Below are 15777 nucleotides of genomic sequence, written 5' to 3'. Positions count from 1 at the left end.
TGGGGGCGAGCCTGCTCGCGATAGCGGTGTATCAGTCAACAGAGATGTTGAATGTGATGCCGTCATCGCGAGCAGGCTCACTCCTACAGTTGTTTTGCGGCGTCCTGTGGGCAGTTGTTCGAAGTTGTAACAGCGAAAGCGGCCAAAGATCACCTTTCTTAAAAATAACCATATAAAACAATAATTTAAGCAATAAGTGAGTCTGTTACAGCTCATTTCGCCAGCAATTGCCGCCTTACTGAACACTCGTTTAGTATGGCCTCAAGTCGCATCACCTCAGACCAATCACAATAATTCGAGGACTCGCATGACTACTCACGATTCTCTGCTCAGTCAGGTCGAAGCCGGCGTTGCCTGGATCACCCTCAATCGCACCGCCCAGCGCAATGCGCTGGACATCCCGACCCTGAAAAACCTGCACGCCTTGCTCGACGCCTTCAACGCTGACCCTGCGGTGCGCGTGGTGGTATTGACGGGCAGCGGTCGCAGCTTCTGCGCCGGTGCCGACCTGGCCGAGTGGGCCGAAGCCGAGGCGCGTGGCGCCCTGGAAACCTACGGCTGGACCGAAACCGCCCACGCCCTGATGACCCGCCTGCACAGCCTGGACAAACCGACCATCGCCGCCATCAACGGCACCGCGGTCGGCGCCGGTATGGACCTGACCCTGTGCTGCGACCTGCGCATCGCCGGGCAATCGGCGCGGTTCAAGGCCGGCTACACCAGCATGGCCTACTCGCCAGACGCCGGCGCCAGTTGGCACCTGCCACGGCTGATCGGCACCGAGCAAGCCAAGCGCCTGTTGTTCCTCGACGAACTGTGGGGTGCCGACCGCGCCCTGGCCGCCGGCCTGGTCGGCGAAGTCTGCGCCGACGATCAATTGCTGACGGTCACCAGCGAGCTCGCCGCCCGCCTGGCCGCCGGACCGACCTTTGCCTTCGCCCAGACCAAAAAGCTCATGCGCGAAGGCGCCGACCGCAGCCTGGCCGAGCAACTGCAAGCGGAGCTGGCCGCCGGCCTGTTGTGCGGTCGCAGCGAAGACGGCAACGAAGCCTTGCGCGCCGCCACGGAAAAACGCCCGGCACGCTTTATCGGCCGCTAAGCCCTCGGCAAACCTCTAACAGCATACGAACAACAGGTAGCAGCATGAATTTCCAACTGACCCAAGAACAAGAAATGTTGGTGGACTCGGTACGCAGCTTCGTCGAGAAGGAACTGCTGCCCTATGAAACCGAGGTCGACCGCGCCGATGAGGTCTCCCCGGAACTGGCCGCGCAGATCCGCGGCAAGGCGATCGCCGCCGGTTTCTATGCCTTCAACATGCCCGAAGAGGTGGGCGGTGGTGGCCTCGATTACCTGTCCCAGGCACTGATCGAACGTGAGCTGTCCAAGGTCTCCTGGGCGCTGCACGTCTTCGTTGCACGGCCATCGAAGATTCTCATGGCCTGCAAAGGCGAGCAGATCAACGACTACCTGTTCCCATGCATCCAGGGCGAGAAAATCGACTGCTTCGCCCTGACCGAGCCGGGTGCCGGCTCCGACGCCAACGCGATCAAGACCCGCGCCGTGCGTGAGGGCGACGACTTCGTGCTCAACGGCAGCAAACACTTCATCAGCCACGCCGGCCATGCCGATTTCGCCATCGTCTTTGCCGTCACCGACACCTACGAGCACAACGGCAAGAAACGCAACGCCGTGACCTCGTTCCTGGTCGACCGCAACACCCCGGGCATGACCATTCGCCGTGGACCGAAGTGTGTGAGCAACCGCGGTTACCACACCTTCGAAATGTTCTTCGACGACTGCCGTGTACCGGCCTCCAAAGTGCTGGGTGAAGTCGGCAAGGGTTGGGACGTGGCCAACGCCTGGCTCACCGCAGGACGGGTGATGGTTGCCGCCAACTGCGTCGGACAGGCGCAACGGGCACTGGACGTGTCGCTGCAGTGGGCGGCGGATCGCAAGCAATTCGGCCAGCCGATCGGCACCTACCAGGGCGTGTCGTTCAAGTTGGCCGACATGGCCACGCAAATCCGCGCCGCCGAACTGCTGACCCTGCACACCGCCTGGAAAATGGACCAGGGCACCATGACCGACGGCGAGGCCGGCATGGCCAAGCTGTTTGCCAGCGAAGTGCTGGGTCGCGCCGCCGATGAGGCGGTGCAGATCTTTGGCGGCATGGGCCTGATGGACGAAGGTCCGGTGGAACGTATCTGGCGTAACGCGCGGATCGAGCGGATCTGGGAAGGCACCTCGGAAATCCAGCGTCACATCATTTCCCGCGAACTGCTGCGGCCGCTGCTGCGCTGATCGCCCGGAGAATTCCCATGTCCCAGACCATTCGTGACAACCTCAAGCGCATGCTCGCGCCACGGCATGTGGCCTTTGTCGGCGGGCGCAGCATGGCCCGCGCCCTCAAGCGCTGCGCCGAGGGCGGCTACCCAGGCCAGATGTGGCTGGTCAACCCGCAGAATGACAGCCTTGAAGGCGTGCCCTGCGTGCGCAGCATTGCCGATTTGCCAACCGGGCCGGACGCGGTGTTCATCGCCACCAACCGCGACCTGACCCTGACCTGCGTCGCTGAACTCGCCGCCATCGGTACCGGCGGCGCGATCTGCTATGCCTCGGGTTTTGCCGAAACCGGCGCCGAAGGCCAGGCCCTGCAACAGCAATTGCTGGAAGCTGCGGGCGACATGGCCTTGCTCGGCCCCAACTGCTACGGCCTGCTCGACTACCTGCACAGCAGCGCGCTGTGGCCGGTGGCCCATGGCGGCAAAGCGGTGGAGAAGGGCGTGGCGGTGCTGACCCAGAGCGGCAACTTCGCCTACAACCTGTCCATGAGCGACCGCTCGCTGCCGGTGGCCTACATGGCTTCGGTCGGCAATCAGGCGCAACTGGGGGTGGCGGAACTGATGGACGTGTTGCTCGACGAGCCGCGTGTCACCGCCATCGGCCTGCACCTGGAAGGCCTGAAGAATGTCCCGGGATTCGCTCGTGCCGCGCACAAGGCGCTGGAGAAAGGCATCCCGATCATCGCGCTGAAAACCGGCGTGTCGCAGATCGGTGCCGAACTGGCCCTCAGTCACACCAGCTCGCTGTCCGGTTCCGATGCGCTGTACGACGCGCTGTTCGATCGCCTCGGGGTGATTCGCGTCAGCGGTCCGGTGAGTTTCGTTGAAACCCTGAAAGCGGCGGCCTGCGGCAACCTGCCGGCGGGCAACAGCCTGATCGCGCTGGCTTGCTCCGGTGGTGATGCCGGGCTGATTGCCGACTATGCCGAACGCAATGAGCTGGCGCTGCCCAAACTCGACGAAGGGCAAGTCGGCGAACTGGCGCAGGTGCTGCCGACTTACGCCAACCTGGTCAACCCGCTGGATTTCACCACCGCCATCTGGGGCGACGGCGAAGCCCTGGACCGCATGCTCGACAGCGCCCTGCGCACCGAAGCGGATGCGGCGATGCTGGTGCTCGACTACCCGGCGCAGTTCACCGGCGAGCGCAAGGAGTGCGACCTGTTGCTGGATCTGTACTGCAAGGCGCTGGAACGTCATGGCAAGACCGGTTTCGTGACCTCGGCGTTCCCGGAACTGCTGCCGCCTCACGCCCGTGAGCGTCTGCATGCCCAAGGCGTAGCGGCATTGCAGGGTGTCGAGGACGGCCTGGCCGCTTGGGGCCGTGTCGCCAACTACCAACGCAATCGTCAGGCCCTGTTGGACCTCGGCGAATCGGCCTTATTGCCGCTGTGCCCGCAAGCACTGGAAGGCGAAGGGCAATTGCTCAACGAATGGGATTCCAAGCAGGCCTTGCGTGCCTTCGGCCTGCCGACCCCCAACGGCGTGTTGAGCACACCAGAAGATGCCCTGAAGGACGCCGCAGCGCTGGGCTACCCGCTGGTGGTCAAAGCCGTCAGCGCGCAACTGCCGCACAAGACCGAAGCCGGTGCCGTGGCACTGAACCTCAAGGACGACACGGCCTTGAGCGCCGCGCTGGAAAAGATGCGCGCCAGCATCAAAGCGTACGCGCCGGGCGTGTCGTTCGATCAACTGCTGCTGGAACCCATGGCCAAGCCACCGCTGGCCGAACTGATCGTCGGCATCAAGCGCGAAAACGATTTCGGCCTGGCCCTGGTGATCGGCGCCGGCGGGATTCTGGTGGAGTTGCTCAAGGACAGTCGCAGCCTGTTGCTGCCGACCACCGACGGCGCGATTCGCCAGGCTTTGCTGAGCCTGCGCAGCGCCCCATTGCTGCAAGGTTTCCGCGGTCGTGAAGCGGCGGATCACGACGCCCTGGTAGCAGCGATTCGCGCCGTGGCCGACTACGCCTGCGAAAACGCCGCGCAGCTGCTGGAACTCGATGTGAACCCATTGTTGGTCGGTGCCGATGGCACGACCGCGGTCGATGCGTTGATTCGCATCGCCCATGCGTGAGGACCTGAACATGCAAAGCAAAACCTTGACCGGTGGCCAGGCGCTGGTGCGCCTGCTGGCCAACTACGGCGTGGATACCGTGTTCGGCATTCCCGGCGTACACACCCTTGAGCTGTATCGCGGCCTGCCCGGCAGCGGCATTCGCCACGTCTTGACCCGGCATGAACAGGGCGCCAGTTTCATGGCCGACGGCTATGCGCGGGTCAGCGGCAAACCCGGCGTGTGCTTTGTCATCACCGGCCCCGGCGTCACCAACGCCGCTACCGGTATCGGCCAGGCCTACGCTGATTCGATCCCGATGCTGGTGATTTCCAGCGTCAACCACACGGCCAGCCTCGGCAAGGGCTGGGGCATCCTGCACGAATGTCAGGATCAGCGCGCGATGACCGCGCCGATCACCGCTTTCTCGGCGGTGGCCTTGACTGCCGAAGACTTGCCGGAGTTGATCGCCCGTGCCTATGCAGTGTTCGACAGCGAGCGTCCGCGCCCGGTGCACATTTCGGTGCCGCTGGATGTGCTGTCGGCGCCGATCGCTCGTGACTGGAGCAACGATGTGGTGCGTCGTCCGGGGCGTGGTCCGGCATCCGCCACTGCAATCGATCAAGCGGTGGCCAAACTGAACGGCGCGAAACGACCGATGATCATCGCCGGTGGTGGTGCACTCAATGCCACATCGCAGCTGCAAGAGATCAGCACCCGACTCGCTGCGCCGCTGTTCACCAGCGTCGCCGGCAAGGGCTTGCTGCCACCGAATGCGCCGCTCAACGCCGGCTCCTCGCTGTGTGTGGAACCGGGCTGGAAGCTGATCGCCGAAGCCGACGTGGTACTGGCGGTCGGCACCGAAATGGCCGACACCGACTTCTGGCGCGAGCGTCTGCCGCTCAACGCCGAACTGCTGCGCGTCGATATTGACCCGCGCAAATTCAATGATTTCTACCCATGCGCCGTGGCCTTGCATGGCGATGCGCAACAAACCCTCTGCGGCTTGCTCGAGCGCCTGCCGTCCGAGGTGCGTGATGCCGGTGCTGCGATTGCTTCGGTCAGTGCACTGCGTGAAGCGGTCAAGGCCAGCCATGGCCCGCTGCAATCGATTCATCAGTCGATTCTTGAGCGCATTGGCGCGGAGCTGCCGGAAAACGCTTTCATCAGCACCGACATGACCCAACTGGCCTACACCGGCAACTACGCCTTCGACTCGCAGGCACCGCGCAGCTGGTTGCACCCGACCGGCTACGGCACCTTGGGTTACGGCCTGCCGGCCGGCATCGGCGCCAAGTTCGGCGCACCGCAACGCCCAGGCTTGGTGCTGGTCGGCGACGGCGGTTTCCTCTACACCGCGCAGGAACTGGCGACGGCCGTCGAGGAGCTGGACAGCCCGCTGGTGGTGTTGCTGTGGAACAACGACGCCCTGGGGCAGATCCGCGACGACATGCTTGGCCTGGATATCGAGCCCATCGGCGTGCTGCCGCGCAACCCGGATTTCGCCGCCCTCGGTCGCGCGTTCGGTTGCACGGTGAACCAACCGCAAAGCCTGGCCGAGTTACAAACGGACCTGCGTCACGGCTTCAAGCGCAACGGCGTGACCCTGATCGAACTCAAGCATGCCTGCGCACACTGATCTGTATTTCAAGGGGATGAAGCCATGCGCTTTTCCGATCTGACTCAACGTATCGCCGGTGACGGCGCCGCCGCCTGGGATATTCATTACCGCGCGCTGGCCCTGCTGGAGCAGGGTAAGGACATCTTGCTGCTGTCGGTGGGCGACCCGGATTTCGACACGCCGCAACCCATTGTCCAGGGCGCCATCGACAGCCTGTTGGCCGGCAACACCCATTACGCCGAGGTTCGCGGCAAGCGCACCTTGCGTGAGGCCATCGCCAAGCGTCACCGCCAACGCAGCGGGCAGTCGGTGACAGCCGACGAAGTCACGGTACTGGCTGGCGCCCAGTGCGCGCTGTTCAGCGTGGCCCAGTGCGTGCTCAATCCGGGCGATGAGGTGATCGTTGCCGAGCCGATGTACGTCACCTACGAAGCCGTGTTCGGCGCTTGCGGCGCCAAGGTCGTGCCGGTGCCGGTGCGTTCGGAAAACGGTTTTCGCGTGTTGCCCGAAGACGTCGCTACCCGCATCACCCCGCGTACCCGTGCACTGGCGCTGAACAGCCCGCACAACCCGTCCGGTGCAAGCCTGCCGCGCTCTACCTGGCAAGCGCTGGCCGAATTGTGCGTCGCCCACGACCTGTGGCTGATATCCGACGAGGTCTACAGCGAGCTGCTGTTCGAAGGCGAACACGTCAGCCCGGCGAGCCTGCCGGGCATGGCCGAGCGCACCGCGACCCTCAACAGCCTGTCGAAATCCCACGCCATGACCGGTTGGCGGGTCGGTTGGGTGGTGGCGCCACCGTCCTTGTCCGCGCACCTGGAAAACCTCGCGCTGTGCATGCTCTACGGATCGCCCGACTTCGTTCAGGACGCTGCTGTCGTGGCGCTGGAAAGCGACCTGCCGGAACTCGACGCCATGCGCGAAGCCTATCGCCAGCGTCGCGACCTGGTGTGTAAGCACCTGGCCGATTGCCCGGGCGTGCGCGCCTTGAAGCCCGATGGCGGGATGTTCGTGATGCTCGATATCCGTGAAACCGGGCTCAGCGCCCAGGCGTTCGCTGATCGCCTGCTCGATTGCCACGGCGTTTCGGTACTGGCCGGTGAAGCCTTTGGCCCGAGTGCGGCGGGGCACATTCGCCTCGGCCTGGTTGTTGGCCCTGAACCTTTGCGCGATGCCTGCCAGCGCATCGCCCGTTGTGCCCATGAATTGATGGAGGCTCGGCTTCATGCTTAACCACAAGTCACTGTTTATCGATGGGCGCTGGCAAACCCCGTCGGGCCAGGGCATCGCCGAGGTGATCAACCCGGCCACCGAAGAAGTCGCCGGCAGCGTGCCGTTGGGCGATGAACGCGATGTTGATAATGCCGTCGCCGCTGCACGCCGGGCCTTTGATCCATGGTCGCGCACACCGTCGAGCGTGCGTGCCGGCTACATCCGCGCGTTGGCGGAACAACTGAAGACCCGCGCCGATGAAATGGCCTCGGTGATCACCACTGAACTGGGGATGCCGGTGCAATGGTGCCGTTCCGTGCAAGTGGACGGCCCGATCGTGGGACTTGAGCAATACGTCGAACTCGCAAGCCTGATGGACGAAGTGCGCGAAGTCGGCAACTCGCGGGTGTACCGCGAAGCGGTGGGCGTGTGTGCGTTCATCAATCCCTGGAATTACCCGCTGCATCAGTTGATCGGCAAGCTCGCCCCGGCACTCGCCGCGGGTTGCACGGTTGTGGTTAAGCCAAGCCAGGAAACCCCGTTGCACGCGTTTTTGCTGGCCCAGATGATCGAAGACATCGGCCTGCCGGCCGGGGTGTTCAACCTGGTCAGCGGACCGGGTTCCAAGGTCGGTGAAGCCCTGGCCAAACACCCGGACGTGGACATGGTGTCGTTCACCGGTTCCACCGGCGCCGGCGTTCGCGTCTCACAGGCAGCCGCACCTTCGGTGAAGCGCGTATGCCTGGAGTTGGGCGGCAAGTCGGCGTTGCTGATCGCCGCAGATGCGGATCTTGCGGCTGCGGTGCGCTACGGCGTGCAGGACGTGATGATCAACTCCGGCCAGACCTGCACCGCGTTGACCCGCATGCTGCTGCCGGCCAGTCGTTATGCCGAGGCGCTGGAGATTGCGCTGGAGGAAACCCTGAGCCTGAAGATGGGCGATCCGCTGGACTCGCAGAGCTTCCTCGGCCCGATGTGTTCCGCCGGGCAACGTCGCACCGTGCTCGATTACATCAGGATCGGCCAGGAAGAGGGCGCACGCCTGTTGTGCGGTGGCGACGCGACGCCGGACTTCGAGCGCGGCTACTTCGTCAGCCCGACGCTGTTTGCCGATGTCGACAACAGCATGCGCATCGCCCAGGAAGAAATTTTCGGCCCGGTGTTGTGCCTGATCCCTTATGAGGATGAGGCGCAGGCGATCCAGATCGCCAACGACTCGCCGTTTGGCCTGTCCAGCGGGGTCTGGGCCGGCAGTGCCGAGCGTGCCCTGCAACTGGGCCGACAACTGCGCGCCGGGCAATGCTTTATCAACGGGGCGGCATTCAACTATCAGGCGCCTTTCGGCGGCTACAAACAATCCGGCAACGGGCGTGAATGGGGGGAAGAGGGGCTCAGCGAATTCGTCGAAGTGAAGGCGATCCAGGTGTGACTGTTGGCGATTCAAAGGTTTTGCGCACCGGGCCCTGGCCCGGTGTCTTGCGTGGTTTTGAACCGGTATTCCATTAGTTTTTGATCAGGGGCAATGCAATGAGCGATAACAAAAACAAGATTACTCAAGCGAACCACGAATTCAGTTTCCCGCGCAGGGACTTTTTAAAGTACAGCGCAGCCGCTGCGGCGGTGGCCGGGGCATTCTCCATGGGCCTGCCGTTTGGCGCCATGGCCGCGGAATCGACGCCAAAAGCCGGCGGCGTGCTGCGTCTGGGCCTGGCTGGTGGCAGCACCACCGACTCGAAGGACCCGGGTTCCTGGAGCGATACCTTCACCTTCGTCGGCTTCTCGGCGGTCTATAACACCCTGACTGAAATTGCCGTGGACGGCACGGCGATCCCGGAACTGGCCGAAAGCTGGACCTCGACCCCCGATGCCCGTGTCTGGACCTTCAAGCTGCGCCAGGGCGTGACCTTCCACAACGGCAAGAGCCTGACCGCCGATGATGTTGTGGCGTCGATCCAGCATCACCTCGGCGAAAAATCCACCTCGGCGGCCAAGACCGTGCTCGGTGATGTGGCCAAGGTCAGTGCCAATGGCAGCGACAGCGTGGTGTTCGAGTTGCACTCGGGCAACGCCGATTTCTCCTATGTGGTCGCCGATTACCACCTGGTGATCATGCCGAGCAAGGACGGCACGCCGGACTGGCAGGCCGGTGTCGGCACCGGCGGCTATCGCCTCAAGGACTTCGAGCCGGGCGTGCGCATGACCCTGGAACGCAGCCCCGATTACTGGAAAGCAGGGCGGGCGCACTTCGCCAGCGCCGAGCTGATTGCCATCGCCGACGGCGCAGCGCGGGTCAACGCGCTGGTCACCGGGCAAGTGGACGTGATCAACAAGGTCGACCTCAAGACCGTGGCGCTGCTCAAGCGCAACCCGAACCTGGTCATCGAAGAAACCAAGGGCGCCCAGCACTACACCTTCCCGATGCTCACCGACAGCCAGGTGTTCCAGAACAACGATGTGCGCCTGGCGATGAAGCACGCGATCAATCGCGAAACCCTGCTGGCGTCGGTGCTGTACGGTTATGGCCTGGTGGGCAACGATCACCCGATCCAGCCCGGCAGCCGTTTCATCAACACCGCGCTGGAACAGCGCACCTATGACCCGGACAAGTCGCGCTTCCACCTGAAAAAGGCCGGCCTGGATTCGCTCAAGGTCCGCCTGCAGGCATCCGACGCGGCCTACACCGGTGCGGTGGATGCCTCGGTGCTGTTCAAGGAGCAGGCCCGTGCGGCGGGAATTGACATCGACGTGGTACGCGAGCCCGCCGACGGTTTCTTCTCCAACGTCTGGATGAAGCAACCCTTCACCACCTCGTTCTGGTACAGCAGCCTGACCGCCGACCGCATGTTCAGCATCGGCTACGCCAAGGGCGCGGCGTGGAACGAAACCCATTGGGACAACCCCAGGTTTAACCAGCTGCTCAACGCCGCCCGGGGCGAGATGAACGACCCGCTGCGCCGCGAGATGTACAACGAAATGCAGTCCCTGTGCCGGGATGACGGCGGGGCGATCGTGCCGCTGTTCGCCAGCTCGGTGGCGGCGCGTTCCAACCGGGTGGTGCACGGCGGGCAGACCGCGCCCTATGGCGAACTCGACGGCTTACGCGTAATCGAGCGCTGGTGGCAGGCGTAAGCGCCAGTCAATCCACTGAAGATCAACTGTAGGAGTGAGCCTGCTCGCGATGGCGTCGGCACAGTCAAAATTGATGTCCTCTGATCCACCGCCATCGCGAGCAGGCTCACTCCTACAGGGGAAATTCGCGGTCTTCCAAGGCATGCCCAATCCAAGGAACTGCACGATGAGAAGTATTTTCAAGCTGTTAGGGCAGCGCCTCGCGTTAGGCCTGCTTTCGCTGTTCGCGGTATCAGTCATCATCTTCCTCGCCGTCGGCCTGCTCCCCGGCGACATCGCCCAGGCCATGCTCGGCCAGTCCGCCACCCCGGAAACCGTGGCGGCCTACCGCGCGCAACTGGGCCTGGACCTGCCGCCCCTGACCCGTTTCGGGCACTGGATCTGGCAATTGCTGCACGGTGACCTCGGCGTGTCGCTGGCCAACCAGCGGCCGATCGCCGAACTGGTCGGCACCCGCCTGGGCAACACCTTCAGCCTGGCGTTGCTGGCGGCGCTGGTGTCGGTGCCTTTGGCGTTGTTGCTGGGCATGCTCGCGGCGTTGTATCGCAACAGCTGGTTCGACCGCCTGCTCAACACCTCGGCCCTGAGCGCGGTGTCGTTCCCCGAGTTCTTCGTCGCCTACATCCTGATCCTGGTGTTCGCGGTGAAGCTCAACTGGTTCCCGAGCATCTCCAACCTGTCGCCCAACGCCAGCCTGGGTGAGGTACTGGAACGTTCGGTGCTGCCGGTGGCGACCCTGAGCCTGGTGGTGATCGCGCAGATGATGCGCATGACCCGCGCCTCCTTGATCAACCTGCTGGCCAGCCCGTACATCGAAATGGCCCGGCTCAAGGGCATCAGCCAGTCGCGCATCATCTTCCGCCACGCCTTGCCCAACGCCCTGGCGCCCATCGTCAACGTGGTGGCGCTGAACCTGGCGTACCTGGTGGTCGGGGTGGTGGTAGTCGAGGTGGTGTTCGTCTATCCGGGCCTCGGCCAGTTGCTGGTGGACTCGGTGGCCAAGCGCGATATCCCGGTGGTCCAGGCCTGCAGCCTGATCTTCGCCGCGACCTACATCCTGCTCAATACCAGTGCCGACGTGCTGTCGATTGCCAGCAACCCACGCCTGATGCATCCAAAGGGATAGACCATGAGCCTGCTTAAACAATTGCTCCGGGCGCCGCTGAGTGCGAAGTTCGGATTGCTGGTGATCGTTGTGTACATTCTGGTGGCGCTGTTCGCCGAGGTTTTGGCGCCGTTTGGCGAAACCCAGGTGGTGGGCGAGGGCTTCGCGCCGTGGGGCGGGCAGTTCCTGTTGGGCACCGATAACCTGGGGCGCGACATGTTCAGCCGCCTGGTCTATGGCGCGCGCAACACACTGGGCATTGCCTTCCTGACCACGGTGCTGGCGTTCCTGCTTGGCGGTACGTGCGGCCTGATCGCGGCGATCAAAGGCGGCTGGGTCGATCAGGGCCTGTCGCGGGTGGTGGACATCCTGATGGCCATTCCGCAATTGATCTTTGCCTTGCTGATTCTCAGTGTGGTCGGCACCACGGCCACCTCGCTGGTGCTGGTGATCGCGCTGCTGGATGCGACCCGGGTGTTTCGCCTGTCGCGCGCCGTGGCGATGAACGTGGTGGTGCAGGACTTCGTCGAGGCCGCGCGCCTGCGCGGTGAAGGCCTGTGCTGGCTGGTGACCCGCGAGGTACTGCCCAACGCAGCGGCGCCGCTGATTGCCGAATTCGGCCTGCGGTTCTGCTTCGTGTTCCTGTTCATCAGTGCGCTGTCGTTCCTTGGCCTGGGCATCCAGCCGCCGACTGCCGACTGGGGCAGCATGGTGCGCGACAACGCGGTGCTGATCACCTTTGGCGACATCAGTCCATTACTGCCCGCCCTGGCCGTGGCCCTGATCACGGTCAGCGTCAACTTCGTCGTCGACTGGATGCTGCACAAATCCAGCGGCCTCAAGGAATGCTGAACATGACGACATCCAAACCTTTGCTGGAAATCCGCAACCTGCACATCGAAGGTCACTACGAGGACGCCTGGCATCCACTGATCAAGGGCATCGACCTGACCCTTCAGCGCGGTGAAGTGCTGGGGCTGATCGGTGAATCCGGGGCGGGCAAATCGACCCTGGGCCTGTCCGCCATGGGCTACACCCGCGACGGCTGCAAGATCACCGGCGGCACGGTGCATTTCGACGGCATCGACCTGCTCAAGGCCAAACCCGAAGCCCTGCGCAAATTACGCGGCCTGCGCATCGCCTACGTCGCGCAGAGTGCGGCAGCCTCGTTCAACCCGGCCCATCGCTTGATCGATCAGCACGTGGAATCGGCGGTGAAGAACGGCGGCATCAGTCGTGAACAGGCCATGCGCGAGGCGGTGGAGTTGTATCGCGTGCTGCGCCTGCCCAACCCCGAACAGATCGGCCAGCGTTACCCGCACCAGGTCTCCGGCGGCCAGCTGCAACGGGTCATGACCGCAATGGCGATGGCCTGCCACCCGGACCTGATCATCTTCGACGAACCGACCACCGCGCTCGACGTCACTACCCAGATCGAAGTGCTGGCGGCGATTCGCGATGCGGTGAAGACCTACGGCAGCGCGGCGATCTACATCAGCCACGACCTGGCGGTGGTGGCGCAGATGGCCGACCGCATCATGGTGCTGCGCCACGGCAAACTGGTGGAGGAGGCCGAGACCCGCAAGATGCTCGGTGACCCGCAGGAGGACTACACCAAGTCGTTGTGGGCGGTGCGCAGTTTCCGCACCGAACCCAAACCCTGCCCGCAACAGGAAAAACCGCTGTTGGAACTGCGCAACAGCTGCGCCAGTTACGGGCAGCAACCGGTGCTGCATGACGTGTCCTTGAAGCTGTATCGCGGCCAGACCCTGGCGGTCATCGGCGAATCCGGCAGCGGTAAAAGCTCCACGGCGCGGCTGATCACCGGTTTGTTGCCACCGACTTACGGGCAAGTGCTGTATGACGGCGAACCGCTGCCCGCGGACTTTCGCCAGCGCAGCAAGGAACAACTGCGACGCGTGCAGATGATTTACCAGATCCCGGACACGGCGCTGAACCCGCGCCAGCGCATCGTCGACATCATCGGCCGGCCGTTGACCTTCTACCTGGGGCTCAGGGGCAAGGCCATGCGCGCGCGGGTGGCCGAGCTGCTGGAGATGATCGAACTGGACCCCGCGACCTTCATGGAACGTCAGCCCCGGGAGTTGTCCGGTGGACAAAAACAACGGATCTGCATCGCCCGGGCCCTGGCCGCCGACCCGCAACTGATCATCTGCGACGAAGTCACCTCGGCCCTCGATCAACTGGTGGCCGAAGGCGTGCTCAAGCTGCTCAACCGCATCCAGCAACAGCTCGGCGTTGCCTACCTGTTCATCACCCATGACGTGGCCACCGTGCGCGCGATTGCCGACGAAGTGCTGGTGATGCAACGGGGCAGGGTGGTGGATCACGGCTCGCGCAGTGCTATTTTCACGCCACCGCACCAGGATTACACCGGCCTGCTGTTTTCCTCCGAGCCGCAGATGGACCCCGACTGGCTCGACCGCCTGCTGGCCAGCCGCGCCACCCCGAATTCAAACCCTATGTTGGAAAAAGTCTAAGGAATACCCATGAAAGTACTGATCGTCCACGCTCATCCCGAGCCACAATCCTTCACCGCCGCCTTGCGCGACCAGGCCGTCGTGACACTTGAAGCCCAGGGCCACGAAGTGCAGGTCAGCGACCTGTACAAAATGAACTGGAACCCGGTGGCCAGTGCTGATGACTTCTCTTCGCGGGAAAATCCCGAGTACTTGGTCTACGCGCTGGAACAACGTCTGGGCGTTAAAAGCCAGTCGCTGTCGGCGGACATCCAGGCCGAGCTGGACAAACTGCTGTGGGCCGACCTGTTGATCCTCAACTTCCCGATCTTCTGGTTCTCCGCCCCGGCCATGCTCAAGGGCTGGATCGACCGGGTGCTGGTGTCGGGCATCTGTTATGGCGGCAAGCGCTTCTACGATCAGGGTGGACTCGCCGGGAAAAAGGCGCTGGTCACCGTGACATTGGGTGGGCGTGAACACATGTTCGGTGAAGAGGCGATCCATGGGCCGTTGCAGGACATGCTGCGGCCGATTTTGCGCGGGACGCTGGCGTATGTCGGGTTTGATGTGCTGGAGCCTTTTGTGGCGTGGCATGTGCCGTATATCAGCGATGAGGCGCGGCAGCAGTTTCTGGTTGATTATGGCCAGCGACTGCAGCACCTGAGGGATGACCAGCCGCTGGTGTTTCCGAAGTTGGCGCAGTTTGATGAGCAACTTTACCCGCTGCGCAATTTCGCGACCGTGTAGGAGTAGATATTTAATCGTCCCCGTGTCCTGGGGGCGATTAAATAAAATTAGATTGTGGGCGTATCTTGCGCTCTCAACTCATTAGGTATTTTTCACGGATTATATACATCTCTTCTCTTAATTTTAAGGCCTCTTTAGGTATAATGGATTTTATTCTGTCAGTGTATGATAAAATTTGTTTTTTGTTAGGGAATGACCTTTCTAGCATTTCAAGCTTGGAAGATGTATTTCGTCCAATTATATTAAAGTTGTCCATGCTTTCGAACAGCTCTCGGTAATTCGCCTGTTCAGCTCTCGCCACTTTCTCTATAAGATTTGAATAGGGTCGGTCAAATTTTTCTGCTATTTTTTTTGGATTTTCAAAAATATCGCTTTTGATTGAAGATTGTATACGTTTGTAGGTTTCCTGCCCTAAAATTCCATTTGGTCGATACTCTGACTTGCCAATTGCGAATACAGTAGCCCTGTCCTTAAGGAATGTCTCCAGTTGGGCGTCATCTATAATTTGTTGTATTTTTCGGCGCATTTCTTGCGCTCGATTATATGCCCATCTACCTTTTCTGGCTGTTACTCCCGACTTGGACCATTGCCCGTTTCCATAATATGTTGACTTCATGCCTAACTGCTTTGAGAGCCAGCTAAAAGCAGAGGTTCCCATGGGGTCAATATTATTTATAGGATCCGCGTTGCAATACGCATATGCATTCAATCCACCTTTATCAAACGGGCTAAGATTGTCCGGAGTATTAAATCGCATCAATACCGGATTAAACGCTCGATAACCATTACCCAACAAATAATGTCCAGTCACCGGGTCCGGTCGCTCGCCGTTGAATCCCAACAGGCTGGTCAACCCGCTTTCAGCACGGCGGTGCCCATAAGGGGAGTAGACGATGGGATGCCGCTCGGTGTTTTTTTTGAGTGTGTTCAGCACCGTGCGTTGCAAGTCAGTCGCCACTAAGGTGGTGTCGTGCACATCTTGTTCGCGCTGGTGCTGTGCCAGAAGAAAGTCACGGTACTGGACGATGGAGTGCCCGATTGCACCCTGAATCTCGGTGGCGAGTCGGTTTTTGCAGTAAAAGC

Annotated in this window: 12 protein-coding genes; 11 read left to right on the top strand and 1 reads right to left on the bottom strand. The window is 62.1% G+C overall.

Translation table 11 applies throughout. The annotated features are described in order from the left end of the window. The first annotated feature begins 307 nt into the window (after nucleotides 1-307). The 11 genes from PMI35_RS07105 to PMI35_RS07155 all read left to right on the top strand — a co-directional run bounded on the left by PMI35_RS07105 (nucleotide 308) and on the right by PMI35_RS07155 (nucleotide 14694). The gene (locus PMI35_RS07105) at nucleotides 308-1099 is read left to right on the top strand and encodes an enoyl-CoA hydratase/isomerase family protein (RefSeq protein ID WP_008063724.1); all 792 of its coding nucleotides are present in this window, start codon (nucleotides 308-310) and stop codon (nucleotides 1097-1099) included. Between the two features lie 44 nt (nucleotides 1100-1143). Beyond that, complete coding sequence (locus PMI35_RS07110) at nucleotides 1144-2304, top strand: acyl-CoA dehydrogenase family protein (RefSeq protein ID WP_008063722.1); 1161 nt, start codon at nucleotides 1144-1146, stop codon at nucleotides 2302-2304. 17 nt (nucleotides 2305-2321) lie between these two features. Next, on the top strand, nucleotides 2322-4421 hold the full coding sequence (locus tag PMI35_RS07115) for an acetate--CoA ligase family protein (protein WP_008063720.1): 2100 nt from the start codon (nucleotides 2322-2324) through the stop codon (nucleotides 4419-4421). 10 nt (nucleotides 4422-4431) lie between these two features. Continuing rightward, entirely contained in the window at nucleotides 4432-6039 is a 1608-nt protein-coding gene (locus PMI35_RS07120) for a 5-guanidino-2-oxopentanoate decarboxylase (protein WP_008063718.1), read from the top strand. 24 nt (nucleotides 6040-6063) lie between these two features. Beyond that, complete coding sequence (locus PMI35_RS07125) at nucleotides 6064-7254, top strand: pyridoxal phosphate-dependent aminotransferase (RefSeq protein WP_008063717.1); 1191 nt, start codon at nucleotides 6064-6066, stop codon at nucleotides 7252-7254. Then, the gene (locus tag PMI35_RS07130; protein ID WP_008063715.1) at nucleotides 7247-8662 is read left to right on the top strand and encodes an aldehyde dehydrogenase family protein; all 1416 of its coding nucleotides are present in this window, start codon (nucleotides 7247-7249) and stop codon (nucleotides 8660-8662) included. The genes PMI35_RS07125 and PMI35_RS07130 overlap by 8 nt, the downstream gene beginning before the upstream one ends. Nucleotides 8663-8760: 98 nt before the next feature. Beyond that, nucleotides 8761-10362, top strand: coding sequence for an ABC transporter substrate-binding protein (locus PMI35_RS07135; protein ID WP_008063714.1), 1602 nt, complete (start codon nucleotides 8761-8763; stop codon nucleotides 10360-10362). 166 nt (nucleotides 10363-10528) lie between these two features. Continuing rightward, nucleotides 10529-11488, top strand: a complete 960-nt coding sequence (locus PMI35_RS07140) for an ABC transporter permease (protein ID WP_008063713.1) — start codon at nucleotides 10529-10531, stop codon at nucleotides 11486-11488. Between the two features lie 3 nt (nucleotides 11489-11491). Further along, the gene (locus PMI35_RS07145; protein ID WP_008063712.1) at nucleotides 11492-12319 is read left to right on the top strand and encodes an ABC transporter permease; all 828 of its coding nucleotides are present in this window, start codon (nucleotides 11492-11494) and stop codon (nucleotides 12317-12319) included. A gap of 2 nt (nucleotides 12320-12321) precedes the next feature. Then, nucleotides 12322-13968, top strand: a complete 1647-nt coding sequence (locus tag PMI35_RS07150; protein ID WP_008063711.1) for an ABC transporter ATP-binding protein — start codon at nucleotides 12322-12324, stop codon at nucleotides 13966-13968. 9 nt (nucleotides 13969-13977) lie between these two features. Beyond that, the gene (locus PMI35_RS07155; RefSeq protein WP_008063710.1) at nucleotides 13978-14694 is read left to right on the top strand and encodes an NAD(P)H-dependent oxidoreductase; all 717 of its coding nucleotides are present in this window, start codon (nucleotides 13978-13980) and stop codon (nucleotides 14692-14694) included. Nucleotides 14695-14767: 73 nt separating this feature from the next. Here PMI35_RS07155 and PMI35_RS35745 read toward each other — a convergent pair whose 3' ends face one another. Further along, the gene (locus tag PMI35_RS35745) at nucleotides 14768-15670 is read right to left on the bottom strand and encodes an RHS repeat-associated core domain-containing protein (protein ID WP_338010043.1); all 903 of its coding nucleotides are present in this window, start codon (nucleotides 15668-15670) and stop codon (nucleotides 14768-14770) included. Nucleotides 15671-15777 lie beyond the last annotated feature (107 nt).

Origin of the sequence: Pseudomonas sp. GM78 (assembly GCF_000282475.1) — a bacterium.
In the GTDB taxonomy this organism is placed as follows: Bacteria; Pseudomonadota; Gammaproteobacteria; order Pseudomonadales; family Pseudomonadaceae; genus Aquipseudomonas.
The sequence above is the reverse complement of the archived record's forward strand: the minus strand, read 5'-3'. Positions and strand labels throughout refer to the sequence as shown.